Here is a 14,633-nt window from a genome sequence, read left to right as displayed (position 1 = left end):
TATTCAAAAAAATATATTTCTCAAAATAAAAAATTAGTATTAAATTTTTATTCATCTTTTTTTGTTTTTTTATCTTTTTTTAAAAATTTTGATAAATTGATACATAAATTTTTAATTCCCTTTTTTTTTTTTACAGAAATAAAATAAATCTTCTCTTTTTGTTTTATTTTTTTGAAAATTTTTGTAATTTTATTTTTTAATTTTTCTTTTTCAACTAAATCAATTTTATTAAAAATTAACCATATTGTTTTTAAAAATATTTTTTTTTTATATTTTTTAATTTCTTTTAATATTATTTTTATGTTTTCTATTGGTTTAGAATTGTCATTTGGAGCTATATCCACGATATGTAAAATAATTTTACATCTTTCTAAATGTTTTAAAAATTTTAATCCTAATCCAATTCCATTTGAAGCACCTTTAATAATTCCAGGTATATCTGCTATAACAAATTTTGGTTGGTTTTTTACTTTTACAACTCCTAAAGTTGGTTTTAGAGTAGTAAATGGATAATTATCTACTTTTGGATTTGCTGCTGAAATAGATTTAATCAGTGAAGATTTTCCAGCATTAGGTAATCCTAATGTTCCAACATCAGCTAAAAGAATTAATTCTAATTTTATTTTTCTAGATTCCCCTTTTTTTCCCTTGGTATATTTTTTAGGTGTTCGATTGGTAGATGATTTAAATCTAGTATTACCAATTCCATGCCATCCTCCTTTAGCAATTAGAATTTTTTCACTTTTTTTCGTCATATCTAAAATTATTTCATCAGTATTAGAATTAATAATTCTAGTTCCTATAGGAACAAATATAGTTTTATCGGCTCCTTTTTTTCCTGAACAATTTTTAGATTTTCCATTTTCTCCATGATTTGCAAAAATTTTTTTTTTAAATCTAAAATCAACTAATGTGTTTATGTTTTTTGTTGTTTTTATCCAAATATTACCTCCATCTCCTCCATCACCTCCATCAGGACCTCCTTTTGGAATATATTTTTCTCTTCTAAAACTAATGCATCCGTTTCCTCCATTTCCTCCTATTACTTCAATAACAACTTCGTCAACGAATTTCATTTATTTCTCAATTTTTAAAATTAATTAATTATTTTTTTAATAATTATTTAAAACAGATTTTAAATACATGAAATATATTTTTTTTAATTATTTTCAATAATTTATAAAAATTTAAGAATCTACTTTTTTTCTATTATTTCAACATATGTTTTATTATTTATTCCTTTTTTACTAAATTTTACATATCCTTCTAATTTAGAAAATATTGTATGGTCTTTTCCACAACCTACGTTTTTTCCTGGATGAAATTTAGTTCCTCTTTGTTTAAGAATTATATTTCCAGGAAACACAAGTTCTCCTCCAAATTTTTTTATTCCTAGTCTTTTTGATTTTGAATCTCTTCCATTTCTACTAGAACCACCAGCTTTTTTATGTGCCATTTTTTTATCCCTTTATTTAGTTTTTAATAATTTCTGTTATTTTTACTTCAGTAAATTTTTGTCTATGTCCTTGTTGTTTTTTATAATGTTTTCTACGTTTAAATTTTATTATTTTTATTTTTTTATTTTTTTTTTGAGAAATTATAACACCTTTTACAATACAATTTTTTAAATAAGGCTTTCCTATATGAACACAATTGTTTGTATTTATCATCAATATTTGATTAAATTCAATTTTTTCTCCAGTTTTTTTTTCTATTTTTTCTGTTTTGATTGTTTTTCCTATATTTGCTTTGTATTGTTTATTTTTACAAACAAAAATTGCATACATGTTTATCTCCATAATAAGAGCTTATTTTTTATAAAGTTATTTTTTAAAATTAGTTTTTATTTTTTTTTTTTTTTTTTTTTTTTTTCCATTCTTTTTTTGTGTATGTTTCTATTGATACGGAATGAATATTCTTATTTGTAAAATATTTCATTAATGGAGAATAAATCATTTGTTGTTTTTTTACATCTGACATACCACAAAAAATGTCACTAATTGCTATTATTTCCATATAATCATTATTTCCGTTAACATAAATATCTTCTATTGATAAAGAATTTATTAGAATTGATTTTATTTTTTTAGTATCCATATTTGATTTTTAATTTATATTTTCTGTTTTTAAAATAATATTGTTGATGTAATTTTTTTTAAAATTAAACAGTTTATTAATTACTTTAATAGTAATTATTTAAATGTTAAAAATTAATATTTATTGATATAATTATTTTTTCATATATTTAAAATAAATATTACCATATTAGTATTTAAGATCTTTCATATCAAGTTTTTTATAAAAATTCAATTGCATTTTTAATTTAATCAAGTTAATTTCATAATTAATTTTTTTTAGGACATGTTTATTTGGATTTTTTGGTGTAGTTATTGTTTTTACTACATAAAATATATATATTTGTTCATTTTAGAAAATTTATTAAATTTAGTATTAGAAATACTAACTATTTTAAATAAATTTAGAATATTAATTAAATTTATATTTAAAAAAAGGTAATTTATAAATTATGAAAATTAATCATATTCCAATGACTGTATCTGGTCTTGAAAAATTACAAACAGAATTAAAATATTTGAAAAATAAAATACGACCAAAAATAATTTCTGAAATAGCAAAAGCAAGAGAATATGGAGATTTAAAGGAAAATGCAGAATATCACTCTGCTAGAGAAGAACAAAGTTTTTGTGAAGGTAGAATTAAAGAAATAGAAAACAAATTATCATATTCTCAAATAATAGATGTTACTAAAATTACAAATACAGGAAAAGTAATTTTTGGTGCAACAGTAACTGTTTTAAATTTAAAAATTAATAAAGAATTTACATATTGTATTGTAGGTGATGAAGAATCTGATTTAAAAAAAAATTTTATTTCTATAAATTCTCCAATAGCTAGAGGATTAATTGGAAAAAAAAAAGAAGAAGTTGTTTCTATTAAAACTCCTCGAGGAAATGTTGGATATAGAATTTTAGATATACAACATAAATAAGAATTTTTTTTGGTATTTAAAAAATAATTTTATGATTGTTAAAAAACGTTCTCATAGTTCAAAATTATGGTTATCTGAACATTTCAAAGATGAATATGTTAAAAAATCTCACAAAAAAAAATTGATTTCAAGAGCTTGGTTTAAATTACAAGAAATAGACAACAAAGAAAAATTATTTAAATTAGGAATGAATGTTTTAGACTTAGGATCTTCTCCTGGTAGTTGGTCAAAATATGCTTCTGAAAAAGTTGGAAAATTAGGAAAAGTTTTTTCTTGTGATATTATCCCTATGAATTTTATACCAAATGTCAATTTTATTCAGGGAGATTTAAGAAAAGCTAGCAATTTTAAAAAATTGTTATTATTAATAAAAAATACAAAAATTAATACAGTAATATCGGATATGTCGCCAAATACTAGCGGATGTTCATTAATTGATTTACCGAAAATATTTCATTTAGGAGGTATTTCTATTTCAATTTCAAAAGTAGTACTTTCAAATAATGGAAAACTTGTATTAAAAACGTTTCAGGGAACAGGATTTGATAAATTTTTAAAGAAAATTAGTGCTTTATTTCTAAATGTTAAAATTCGAAAACCTAATGCTTCAAGAGGTCGTTCTCGAGAAGTATTTATTGTAGCATCTAAGTTAAAAAAAAAATAAATTTTTTTTATGCTAATATTTAATACAAATTGTACTGTGAGGTTAATCCATTGAATGACATGGGTAAAAACCTGATCCTTTGGTTTTTTGTTGCTGTTGTATTGATTTCAATTTTTAATAACGTTAATTTTAATGAAGAAAAAATCAATATAAGAGATTATTCAACTTTTTTATCAGAAGTAAACCAAGATCAAGTTAATGAAGCACATATTGATGGTCAAAAAATTAGTGTAATTAGAAAAGATGGTGGTAAATATGTAACTATGATTCCAATTCATGATCCAAAATTATTGGATAATTTATTGATAAAAAAGGTTAAGACTGTTGGAAATTTTCCAATTGAACCTAGTTTATTAACTTCAATTTTTATATCTTGGTTTCCAATGTTATTGTTAATTGGATTATGGTTTTTTTTTATGAAACAAATGCAATTAGGAGGAGGTAAAGGAGCAATATCTTTTGGAAAAAGTAAAGCTAGAATGTTAGAAGAAAAGAATAATAAAACAAGTTTTTTGGATGTAGCTGGTTGTGATGAAGCTAAAGAAGAAGTTAAAGAATTAGTAGAATATTTAAAAGAACCTGCTAAATTTAAAAAATTAGGTGGAAAAATACCCAAAGGATTATTAATGGTAGGTCCACCTGGTACGGGAAAAACATTATTAGCTAAAGCAATTGCTGGAGAAGCCAAAGTTCCTTTTTTTACAATTTCAGGTTCTGATTTTGTAGAAATGTTTGTTGGAGTTGGAGCTTCTCGTGTAAGAGATATGTTTGAAAATTCTAGAAAATCAGCTCCTTGTATAATTTTTATTGATGAAATCGATGCTGTAGGAAGACATAGAGGGTCTGGTTTTGGAGGGGGACATGACGAAAGAGAACAAACTTTGAATCAGATGTTGGTAGAAATGGATGGGTTCGAAGATAATGAAGGGATTTTATTAGTTGCTGCAACTAATAGACCAGATGTTTTAGATCCAGCTTTGTTAAGACCGGGTCGTTTCGACAGACAAATTATAGTTCCATTACCCGATATACGTGGTAGAGAACAAATATTAAAAGTACATATGAAAAAAGTTCCATTAGATGAAAAAGTTATAGCAATGGTTATTGCTAGAGGTACTCCAGGTTTTTCTGGAGCTGATTTAGCTAATTTAGTAAATGAAGCAGCTTTATCTTCAGCAAGAAATAACAAATTAGTAGTATCTATGAAAGAATTGGAACAAGCTAAAGACAAAATTATCATGGGTAGTGAAAGAAGATCAATGGTTATGACTGATTTACAAAAGGAATCAACTGCATATCATGAAGCAGGTCATGTGATAGTTGGTCGTTTAGTACCAGATCACGATCCTGCACACAAAGTTACTATAATACCTAGAGGAAATGCATTAGGAGTAACTTTTTTTCTTCCAAAAGAAGATGTTTTGAGTATTAGTAAGAAAAAATTAGAAAGTCAAATATCAACTTTATATGGAGGAAGATTAGCAGAGGAAATTATTTATGGAATTGATTGTGTATCAACTGGTTCTTCTAATGATATAAAATTAGCAACTACTATTGCTAAAAATATGATTACTCAGTGGGGCTTTTCAGATAAATTAGGGCCTTTGTTATATACAGAAGAAGAAGGAGATACATTTTTAGAAAGAACTGCAAATAAATTTAAAAATATGTCTAATGAAACTGCAAAAATAATTGATGAAGAAGTTCGATTTTTAATAAAAAATAATTATAATAGATCTAAAAAAATATTAAAAGAAAATATAGACATATTGCATGCTATGAAAGACGCATTAATAAAATATGAAACTATAGATTCAGATCAAATAGATGACTTAATGAATCGAAAAGAAGTAAGATCTAATCTTAGGTAAAATATAAAAATGATAATTAAATATATTTTTAGTTTAATTATTTTTAATTAAAATAAATAGTATTATATATAATGGTCTTTATTTTTTAAAATACATTATTTTAGATAAAAATAAAATTATTGAAATAAGAAAAAATTAATTATTTTTTAAAATAATTTATTTTTAATTTGGAGAAAATTAATTTATGTACGATTTTTTTTTACAATTTTTTTTATTTCCTCATTTTTTTTAATTATTATGATTGTTTTTAATAACAATACGAATGATAGTTCTGTTTCATCTGCTGAATTAAATTCTCTAGAAAAGATGATATATCGAAATAGTACTAGTAATCATTTTTTAATAATGGTAACTGGATTGCTAGCCATTGTTTTTTTTGTTTCGTCTTTATTTCTATGCAGAATAATTACTTGTCATGAAACAAATAGTTTATTATCGAATTCGATAAGTGAAAAAAAAACTCCTAAATAATAATTTTTTTGGAAAATTTTTTTTAATTAAATTCATTTAGATCTTTCTTTTAGAACCGAGGTGGTGAAATAGGTAAACACGCTACTTTGAGGAAGTAGTGCTTACAATTTTATAAAAGCTTACGGGTTCAATTCCCGTCCTCGGTATAAAATTTTTTTTTAAAATTATTTTTCTATTTTCGAAAGTTTTTTTTTGATTAAAATTGTTTTAATTATATTTGAAATATTTTTCGAAAAGGGTTAAACATTAAAACCCCGAAATTCAATCGGGGTTTTTTATTGCTATAAAAAAATTAAAAGATATGAATTATTAGTATTTTTAATTTTGTTTTTAATATTAATTTTTTTTAAAATTTATAAAAATAGTATTTATTTTTTTTAAGTATTTAATTTAATTATTTCTAATAATCTCTTTTTTAATTTTAAATGGCTTTCAAAAGGTAATTTATTAATTTTCTTTTAAATTAATAGTAGAACTAATGATGTTGGAATTAGTATTTTTAAAATTGGTTAGTATCACTATTGATTAATTTAGAAAAATAAATCAAGGTTAATTAAAATGAAAAAAGACATTCTGTCTGTTGTAGAAGCTGTTTCAAATGAAAAATCCTTACCTAGAGAAAAAATTTTTGAAGCTTTAGAAATTGCATTAGCCACAGCAACAAAAAAAAAATATGAACGAGATGTGGATATTCGAGTTGATATAGATAGAAAAACTGGAAATTTTAGAACTTTTCGTCGTTGGATAGTGGTTAAAGACGTTTCTAACCCTACTCGAGAAATTACTTTTGAAGCAGCATATTTTTATGATAGTAAAGCTAATATTCATGATTATGTAGAAGATGAAATTAATTCAGTAGATTTTGATAGAATTACAACCCAAACAGCTAAACAAGTTATTGTACAGAAAGTTCGTGAAGCTGAAAGAGCTATGATAGTTGAAGAGTTTAAGGATCATATAGGGGAAATTCTAACAGGTATTGTAAAGAAAATAAATAGAGAAAGTATAATTTTAGATTTAGGAGATAATGCTGAAGCAATTCTAATAAAAGAAGACATGTTACCAAGAGAAAATTTTCGTCCAGGAGATCGTGTTCGTGGTATTTTATATCGTATTGCTCCAGATTCTAAAGGAGTGCAATTATTTATTAGCAGATCTAGAGATGAAATGCTAATTGGTTTGTTTAAAATTGAAGTTCCTGAAATAGGTGAAGAATTAATTGAAATAAAAGCAACTGCTAGAGATCCAGGTTCTAGAGCAAAAATTGCAGTAAAAACAAATGATAAAAGAATTGATCCAGTCGGTGCTTGTGTAGGAATGAGAGGTGCTAGAGTTCAAGCGGTTTCAAGTGAATTATACGGAGAAAGAATTGACATTGTATTGTGGGATGATAATGCACCTCAATTTGTTATTAATTCAATGTCTCCTGCTGAAGTGTCTTCTATTGTTGTAGATGAAGATAATCATACAATGGACATTGCAGTTGAAGTTAGTAACTTAGCACAATCAATTGGAAGAAATGGACAAAATGTTCGCTTAGCTTCACAGTTGACTGGTTGGGAGTTGAATGTGATGACTATAGAAGAATTAAATAATAAAAATGAGAAAGAATTTTTGGTAATAATAAATAATTTTAAAAAAAAATTGAATATTACAGAAAAGGTTGCAAAAATTTTAGTAAATGAAGGTTTTTCTAAAATAGAAGAATTAGTTTTAATTACTTCTAAAGATATTTTAAAAATAAAAGAAATCAATGAAGAAAAATTTTCTATAATACAGAAAAAAGCTCGATTAGCATTGATTAATTGTATAAGTAAGAAAAAAAACCCAACAGAAAAATTAATTTTAGATAAAAGAATTTTAGAATTAGAGGGTATGAACAAAATTATTGCTGTTAAGTTATTCAAAAGAAATATACATACAATTGAAAACTTAGCTGAACAAAGCATAGATGATTTAAAGGATATTAAATCCTTGAATTCTACAGAAGCAGGTAAATTAATTATGTTAGCTAGAAATGCTTGTTTTTGGTTTGATAAAAACATCGAAGTATAAAGGGAAATGGTATGATTGATAAAATAAAATTAAAAATTTTAGCAAATGAAATAAAAACTCCTATTGAAGTTTTAGTAAAAAAATTAAATACATGTGGAATAAAAAAAAAAAAAGATGATTTTATTACAGTTCAAGAGAAAAAATATTTTTTAAATTTTATAAATAAAAATAAAATTTTTGATAATGAAACTTTCACTTTACAAAAAAAAACTCGTAGTATAATAAATATTTCTAGTATAACAGGAAAAAAAAAAATTATTAAAGTAGAAACAAGAAAGAAACAAATGTATCTTAGAAGTGAATTACAAGAAAAATTAAATTTAAACATTAATTCTAATTTAAAAAATGTAGAAGAATATAAAATAGAAAAAAAAATAAAAGAAAAAAATATTAGAAAAAAAGATTTAAAAAAAAGATCTTTTTTAAAATTAAAAAATTCTAAAAAATACGATTCCTTACCTATTTTTTTAAAAAAAAATAAAATTACAACCGATAATTGTAAAAAAGAAGATATAATGATAGAAAACAATAAAAAAAATAAATTTTTCAAGAATTCTATTAAAATTAAAAAAAAGAAAAAAATTTTAAATAAAAATTTAAAAGATTTGAAAATAAATTCACAATCATTTTTAGAAAAAGACAATAATTCGGATAAAAATATTGAATTAAATAATTCAAAACAAAAAATGAATAATATTAATAAAAATAGTGTTTTAAATCCTAAAAAAAATGGAAAAGAAAAAAATGAAAAAATAAATTTTTCTATTTCTAAGAAAAAAAATAGAATTTTTAATCAAAAAAAAACTATTGTTTTACAACAAAAATTTAAAAAACCACTTTATACAGTAAATAAAGATGTAGTTATAAGAAATGAAATGACTGTTTCTGAATTAGCAAAAAAAATGGCGGTAAAGACTTCTGAAGTAATTAAAGCTATGGCTAAATTAGGTAAATTTTTTAGTAAAGAGCAATTTTTAAATAAAGAACTGTCACAGATTATTGCTGAAGAAATGGGCCATAAAGTTATTGTTAAATTTAAGAATAACTTTGAAGAAGAATTAATAAATAATTGTCTTAATTCAAATAAATTAAAAAAAAATAGACCACCAGTAGTAACAGTAATGGGCCATGTAGATCATGGAAAAACAACTTTATTAGATTATATTCGATCAACTAATACAGTTAAACAAGAATCAGGTGGTATAACTCAACATATTGGTGCTTATCATGTAAGTACTAAAAATAACAATTCAATTACTTTTTTGGATACTCCTGGACATTCGGCTTTTACAGCTATGCGAGCTAGAGGTGCGAATATTACTGATATTATAGTTTTAGTTGTTGCATTAGATGATGGTATTAAACCACAAACAATAGAAGCGATAAATCATGCTAAATTAGCTAAAGTTCCAGTAATAGTTGCAATTAATAAAATTGATAAAATAAATTCCAATAATGTTGAAGAAATAAAAAACCAATTAACGAATTATGGGATAGTTTCGGAAGATTGGGGTGGTGATAACATATTTATTAATATTTCTGCAAAAACAGGGAAAGGAATAAATGAATTACTCGATGCAATTTCACTACAGGCTGAAATGTTAGAATTACATACATTTATTGATGGAATGGCCACTGGAGTTGTTATTGAATCTTATTTAGATAAAGGTAGAGGTCCATTAGCTACAGTAATAATTAAAAATGGAAAATTAAAAAAAGGAGATGTAGTTTTATGTGGATTTGAATATGGGAAGATAAGAGCTATTTTGAATGAAAATAAAAAATTTATTAATTATATCAATGCTTCTATTCCAGTAGAAATATTAGGTTTATCAGGTGTTCCTATTGCAGGAGATTTATTAACAGTTGTTAAAAATGAAAAAATAGCTAGAGAAATTTCAACAAAGAGAAAAGAAAAAATTCGTTCTAAAAAATTTGAAATAAATAATAAAATAAATTTAGAAAATATATTCGAAAATATGAATAAAGAAAAACCAAAAGAATTAAATATTATTTTAAAGACCGATTGTCAAGGTTCGTTAGAGGCTATTAATGATAGTTTATTAAAAGAAAAATATATTAATGAAAATAGTGTAAAGTTAAATATAATTAGTTCTGGAGTAGGAGGAATTACTGAAACTGATGCTTCATTATCGATTGCATCTAATGCAATAATTTTAGGTTTTAATGTTCGTGCAGATTCTTCTGCTAATAGAATTATTAATTTAGAAAAGTTAGATGTACGATATTATTCAGTTATTTATGATTTATTAAATGAAGTTAAATCTTCTCTTATCGGAAAATTATCTCCTGAAATTAAGCAAAAAATAATTGGATCAGCAGAAGTTAGAAGTGTTTTTAAATCTCCTAAATATGGGAATATTGCTGGTTGTATGGTAATTAATGGAATTATCAAAAAAAATTCTCCAATTAGAGTATTAAGAAATAATATTGTTATATATACAGGAGAATTGGAATCTTTGCGTAGATTTAAAGAAGATGTAAATGAAATACGTAATAATATGGAATGTGGAATTGGAATTAAAAATTATTACGATGTTAGTATTAAAGATATAATTGAAGTATATGAATTAATTGAAGTTTAAAAATATAGATTTATATTCATTAACAATTAAGTAATAAAAAATATTTTAAATAGGAAATAATATTGAAAAAGAAACCATATAGAAATTTTCAATTATCAGAGGAGATGAGAAAAGAAATATCTAAAATTTTACAAATATATTGTAATGATTCTAGGATAAATAAATTAAATGTTAGCATAGTAGAAGTTTTAATAAATAAAGATTTTTCTATTGCTAAAGTGTTTTTTACTATTTTTAATGTATCGAATAAGGAAGAGGTAATAAAAATATTACAGAATTCTTCTAGTTATATTAAAAAAAAATTAGGAAAAAATCTTCTTTTTCGTATAGTTCCGAAGATAAAATTTATATATGATAGTTCTTTTATAGAAGGTATTAGAATTTCTAAAATAATAAATAAAGTTATTAAAAAAAATAAATGAATAGAAATTGAATAGGATTTCATTGTTATATGAATTTATCTAAAATAGTTAATAATGGAGTGTTATTATTGGATAAGCCAAAATTACATTCTTCCAATTCTGTTTTACAATACGTAAAGAAAATATTCAAAATTAAAAAAGCTGGCTATATTGGAACATTAGATCCGTTAGCAACAGGAATGTTACCTATATGTTTTGGTGAATCTACAAAATTTTTAAAATATTTATCAAATGCGAAAAAACGTTATTTAGTAATAGCTAAATTAGGTGTGCAAACTACAACTTTCGATTCGTTAGGAGAAGTCATAAAAAAAACTTCAATTATAAATATTAAAAAAGATTTTTTAAAAAGATGTTTAAAAAAATTTATAGGTAAAATAGAGCAAATTCCTCCCATGTATTCTGCTTTAAAACACAAAGGTATTCCTTTATATAAATATGCCCGTAAAGGAATTACAATATTTCGAAAGACTAGAAAAATTACAATCTATGAGTTAGACTACATCATACATAATAATAATTTTATTAAATTAAAAATTTTATGTTCTACAGGAACGTATGTTAGAACTCTTATAGATGATTTAGGAAAATTATTAGGATGTGGTGCTCATATAGTTTATTTGCGTAGATTAGAAGTTTCATTTTATTTAGAAAATCAACTAGTAAGTTTAAATATAATAAATAGAATTAAAAACTACTTTTATAGAAGTAATTCTTTGAGTTATTTAAATTTTTTTAGAAAAATAATTCTTCCTACAGATAGTCTATTATCTAATTTTCCTATATTTAAATTAAACGATTGTTTTTCTTTTGATTTTAGTTGTGGAAAAAAAATTAGTATTTTTATTAAAAAAAAAAATAAAACTAAATTAGTTAGAGTTTTAAAAAAAAGTAATAACAAATTTCTTGGAGTTGGGAAAATTCAAGAAAATAATCTTCTTATTCCAATAAGATTAATTTCTAGTTTTTAAAAATAATATATTAAACTATATAAGTTGATATTGATGAGGAATTCAATGAATTACGATTTAAAAAAAAAAAAAAAGATAATTAAAAAATTTGGAAAAAACGAATTAGATACAGGTGATACATCAGTACAGATAGCGTTATTGACTAATAAAATAAATTATTTACAAAAACATTTTAATTACCATAAAAAAGATCATTGTAGTCGTCGTGGACTGTTGAAAATGGTTTCTCATCGTCGTAAATTATTAGATTATTTAAAGGTAAAATATGTATCTAAATACATTTCTTTAATTGAAAATTTAGGGTTAAGACGATAAATTTATATTTTTTTTATAATTTAGAGGTTTTAAAAAAAATATTTAGATTTTTTTAAAGTATTTTTTTATATTATAAAAATAAAATTTTATTTTTTTTATTTAATGAAGAAGTTCGCTTTATCTTAAGGACGTTATTTTGTTTAATCCTATTGTACGTAAATTTAAGTATGGAGAACATACTGTTACTATAGAAACAGGAATTTTAGCTAGACAGGCAACTGCTGCTATCATGATAAATATGAATGATACATCTGTTTTGGTAACTGTAGTTGAAGAAAAAAAACAACAAATAAAAACTAATTATTTGCCATTGACTATCAGTTATCAAGAAAGAACATATGCAGCTGGAAAAATACCAGGTGGTTTTTTTAGAAGAGAAGGAAGACCTAGTGAAAATGAAATATTGATTGCTAGGCTTATTGATCGTCCTATTCGTCCTTTGTTTCCGAAGGGATTTTCTAATAACATACAAATTATAGCAACTGTAGTTTCGGTAAATCCTAAAGTTAATCCAGATATCGTAGCAATTATTGGAGCTTCAGCAGCTTTAAGTTTTTCTGGAATACCGTTTTTGGGTCCAATAGCAGCTTCTAGAGTAGCTTATATAGATAAAGAATATGTTTTGAATCCTACTATGGAAGAAATGAAAAATAGTAAACTAGATTTAGTATTATCAGGAACTAAAAAGGCCATATTAATGGTAGAAGCAGAATCAAATATGTTGAGTGAAGAAGAAATTTTAAATGCTATTTCATTCGGCCATAAAGCTCAACAAATTGTTATTGATAACATTTGTGCTCTATCTAATGAAAAAGAAAAAAAAAATTGGAATATGCAAGATTTTCAAATGAATTATTCTTTATATTTGAAAGTATCTTCATTAGTTGAAGGGAAAATTAGTGATGCTTATAAAATTTTAGAAAAGAAGAGTAGACATGATAAATTAAATATAATCAAATCAGAATTGATAGAAACATTGTGTAATGAAAATATTATAAATAATGAATTAGAAATAGAAAATTTATTTCAAGAGTTAGAAAAAAATATAGTAAGACATAAAATTTTAAAAAAAGGTACAAGAATAGATGGAAGAAAATTTAATGAAATACGAAAATTAGATGCTAGAATTGGTATTCTTCCAAGAACTCATGGATCAGCTTTATTTACTAGAGGAGAAACACAATCGTTAGTTACTACAACTTTAGGGACAGCTAGAGATGCTCAAAGTTTAGATGAGCTTCTTGGTGGAGATAGAACAGAAAATTTTCTTTTTCATTATAATTTTCCTCCCTATGCTGTAGGTGAAATAGGAGTTATAGGATCTCCTAAAAGAAGAGAAATAGGACATGGAAAACTTGCAAAAAAAAGTTTATCTGCAGTTATGCCTAGAATTGAAGAATTTCCATATACTATAAGAATAGTTTCTGAAATTACTGAATCAAATGGTTCTTCTTCAATGGCATCAGTATGTGGTGCTTCTTTAGCATTAATGGATGCAGGAGTTCCTATCAAATCTTCTGTTGCAGGAATAGCCATGGGGTTAATTAAAGAAGATGATAAATTTGTAATACTTTCTGATATTATAGGAGATGAAGACCATTTAGGAGACATGGATTTTAAAGTTGCTGGTGGAAGAGATGGAATAACTTCTTTACAAATGGACATGAAAATTGAAGGAATAAATATAAAAATAATTAGATTATCGTTATTACAAGCTAAAGTTTCTCGTTTGCATATACTAGATATTATGGAAAAAGTAATAAAATATCCAAAATTAGACATTTCAATTTTTGCTCCTAGAATTTATATATTAAAAATTAATCCAGAAAAGATAAAAGATTTGATAGGAAAGGGAGGTTCTGTTATTCGTATGTTGACTGAAGAAACTGGAACTACGATTGAGATTTCAGATGATGGAACAGTAAGAATATCATCTATAATAGAAAAAAAAGCAAAAAATGCTATTAGAAGAATAAAAGAAATTACAGCAGAAATTGAAGTTGGTACTATTTATTTAGGAAAAATAACAAGAATTGTTGATTTTGGAGTTTTTGTTTCTATTGGAATAGGGAAAGAAGGATTAGTTCACATATCTGAAATTTCAAAAAATAGAATAGGTAAGATTTCTGATTATCTTAAGGTTAATCAAAGAATATCTGTAAAGGTTTTAGAAATAGATAGACAAGGAAGGTTGCGATTAAGTATGAAAGAAACAATAAAAAAATAATTTTTTAAAAAAAATTGTTTT

Annotated in this window: 14 protein-coding genes and 1 tRNA gene; 11 read left to right on the top strand and 4 right to left on the bottom strand. The window is 23.9% G+C overall.

Annotation, left to right across the window (positions count from 1 at the left end):
* Positions 1-47: 47 nt before the first annotated feature.
* The 4 genes from cgtA to AB4W66_RS01630 form a co-directional block, all read right to left on the bottom strand.
* Positions 48-1,076 (bottom strand): Obg family GTPase CgtA, encoded by a 1,029-nt coding sequence (cgtA, locus tag AB4W66_RS01645; protein ID WP_367674717.1) that lies wholly within the window; start codon positions 1,074-1,076, stop codon positions 48-50.
* 119 nt (positions 1,077-1,195) lie between these two features.
* Entirely contained in the window at positions 1,196-1,456 is a 261-nt protein-coding gene (rpmA, locus tag AB4W66_RS01640; protein ID WP_367674716.1) for a 50S ribosomal protein L27, read from the bottom strand.
* A 16-nt stretch (positions 1,457-1,472) separates the two neighbouring features.
* Entirely contained in the window at positions 1,473-1,799 is a 327-nt protein-coding gene (rplU, locus tag AB4W66_RS01635; RefSeq protein ID WP_367674715.1) for a 50S ribosomal protein L21, read from the bottom strand.
* A 37-nt stretch (positions 1,800-1,836) separates the two neighbouring features.
* The gene (locus AB4W66_RS01630) at positions 1,837-2,097 is read right to left on the bottom strand and encodes a BolA family protein (protein WP_367674714.1); all 261 of its coding nucleotides are present in this window, start codon (positions 2,095-2,097) and stop codon (positions 1,837-1,839) included.
* A 430-nt stretch (positions 2,098-2,527) separates the two neighbouring features.
* Between AB4W66_RS01630 and greA the strand changes: the two genes are divergently transcribed.
* From greA to pnp, 11 genes are all read left to right on the top strand, one after another.
* Complete coding sequence (gene greA, locus AB4W66_RS01625) at positions 2,528-3,010, top strand: transcription elongation factor GreA (protein ID WP_367674713.1); 483 nt, start codon at positions 2,528-2,530, stop codon at positions 3,008-3,010.
* 31 nt (positions 3,011-3,041) lie between these two features.
* Positions 3,042-3,674 (top strand): RlmE family RNA methyltransferase, encoded by a 633-nt coding sequence (locus tag AB4W66_RS01620; RefSeq protein WP_367674712.1) that lies wholly within the window; start codon positions 3,042-3,044, stop codon positions 3,672-3,674.
* Between the two features lie 59 nt (positions 3,675-3,733).
* Complete coding sequence (gene ftsH / locus AB4W66_RS01615) at positions 3,734-5,545, top strand: ATP-dependent zinc metalloprotease FtsH (protein WP_367674711.1); 1,812 nt, start codon at positions 3,734-3,736, stop codon at positions 5,543-5,545.
* A 237-nt stretch (positions 5,546-5,782) separates the two neighbouring features.
* Entirely contained in the window at positions 5,783-6,016 is a 234-nt protein-coding gene (locus AB4W66_RS01610) for a hypothetical protein (RefSeq protein WP_367674710.1), read from the top strand.
* 54 nt (positions 6,017-6,070) lie between these two features.
* A tRNA-Leu gene (locus AB4W66_RS01605) sits at positions 6,071-6,162 on the top strand.
* Between the two features lie 412 nt (positions 6,163-6,574).
* Positions 6,575-8,071 carry a transcription termination factor NusA gene (gene nusA, locus AB4W66_RS01600; protein ID WP_367674709.1) on the top strand — a complete coding sequence of 499 codons (1,497 nt, stop codon included), beginning with the start codon at positions 6,575-6,577 and terminating at the stop codon, positions 8,069-8,071.
* 14 nt (positions 8,072-8,085) lie between these two features.
* Positions 8,086-10,677: a translation initiation factor IF-2 gene (infB, locus tag AB4W66_RS01595; protein WP_367675083.1), complete on the top strand. Its 2,592-nt coding sequence runs from the start codon at positions 8,086-8,088 to the stop codon at positions 10,675-10,677.
* 62 nt (positions 10,678-10,739) lie between these two features.
* Entirely contained in the window at positions 10,740-11,099 is a 360-nt protein-coding gene (gene rbfA / locus AB4W66_RS01590) for a 30S ribosome-binding factor RbfA (RefSeq protein ID WP_367674708.1), read from the top strand.
* A gap of 29 nt (positions 11,100-11,128) precedes the next feature.
* Positions 11,129-12,070 (top strand): tRNA pseudouridine(55) synthase TruB, encoded by a 942-nt coding sequence (gene truB, locus AB4W66_RS01585; RefSeq protein WP_367674707.1) that lies wholly within the window; start codon positions 11,129-11,131, stop codon positions 12,068-12,070.
* Positions 12,071-12,115: 45 nt separating this feature from the next.
* Positions 12,116-12,385, top strand: a complete 270-nt coding sequence (gene rpsO, locus AB4W66_RS01580) for a 30S ribosomal protein S15 (RefSeq protein ID WP_367674706.1) — start codon at positions 12,116-12,118, stop codon at positions 12,383-12,385.
* Positions 12,386-12,521: 136 nt separating this feature from the next.
* Entirely contained in the window at positions 12,522-14,612 is a 2,091-nt protein-coding gene (gene pnp, locus AB4W66_RS01575; RefSeq protein ID WP_367674705.1) for a polyribonucleotide nucleotidyltransferase, read from the top strand.
* Positions 14,613-14,633: the final 21 nt, after the last annotated feature.

Origin of the sequence: Buchnera aphidicola (Tetraneura ulmi), from assembly GCF_964058925.1 — a bacterium.
In the GTDB taxonomy this organism is placed as follows: domain Bacteria; phylum Pseudomonadota; class Gammaproteobacteria; order Enterobacterales; family Enterobacteriaceae; genus Buchnera_D; species Buchnera_D aphidicola_B.
The sequence above is the reverse complement of the archived record's forward strand: the minus strand, read 5'-3'. Positions and strand labels throughout refer to the sequence as shown.

Bases quoted from the DNA above. Each gene is read 5' to 3' on its own strand.
- ftsH (WP_367674711.1), top strand. From the start codon at position 3,734: ATGGGTAAAAACCTGATCCTTTGGTTTTTTGTTGCTGTTGTATTGATT.
- AB4W66_RS01610 (WP_367674710.1), top strand. From the start codon at position 5,783: ATGATTGTTTTTAATAACAATACGAATGATAGTTCTGTTTCATCTGCT.
- truB (WP_367674707.1), top strand. From the start codon at position 11,129: ATGAATTTATCTAAAATAGTTAATAATGGAGTGTTATTATTGGATAAG.
- nusA (WP_367674709.1), top strand. From the start codon at position 6,575: ATGAAAAAAGACATTCTGTCTGTTGTAGAAGCTGTTTCAAATGAAAAA.
- greA (WP_367674713.1), top strand. From the start codon at position 2,528: ATGAAAATTAATCATATTCCAATGACTGTATCTGGTCTTGAAAAATTA.
- rpsO (WP_367674706.1), top strand. From the start codon at position 12,116: ATGAATTACGATTTAAAAAAAAAAAAAAAGATAATTAAAAAATTTGGA.
- rplU (WP_367674715.1), bottom strand. From the start codon at position 1,799: ATGGAGATAAACATGTATGCAATTTTTGTTTGTAAAAATAAACAATAC.
- AB4W66_RS01620 (WP_367674712.1), top strand. From the start codon at position 3,042: ATGATTGTTAAAAAACGTTCTCATAGTTCAAAATTATGGTTATCTGAA.
- rpmA (WP_367674716.1), bottom strand. From the start codon at position 1,456: ATGGCACATAAAAAAGCTGGTGGTTCTAGTAGAAATGGAAGAGATTCA.
- cgtA (WP_367674717.1), bottom strand. From the start codon at position 1,076: ATGAAATTCGTTGACGAAGTTGTTATTGAAGTAATAGGAGGAAATGGA.
- AB4W66_RS01630 (WP_367674714.1), bottom strand. From the start codon at position 2,097: ATGGATACTAAAAAAATAAAATCAATTCTAATAAATTCTTTATCAATA.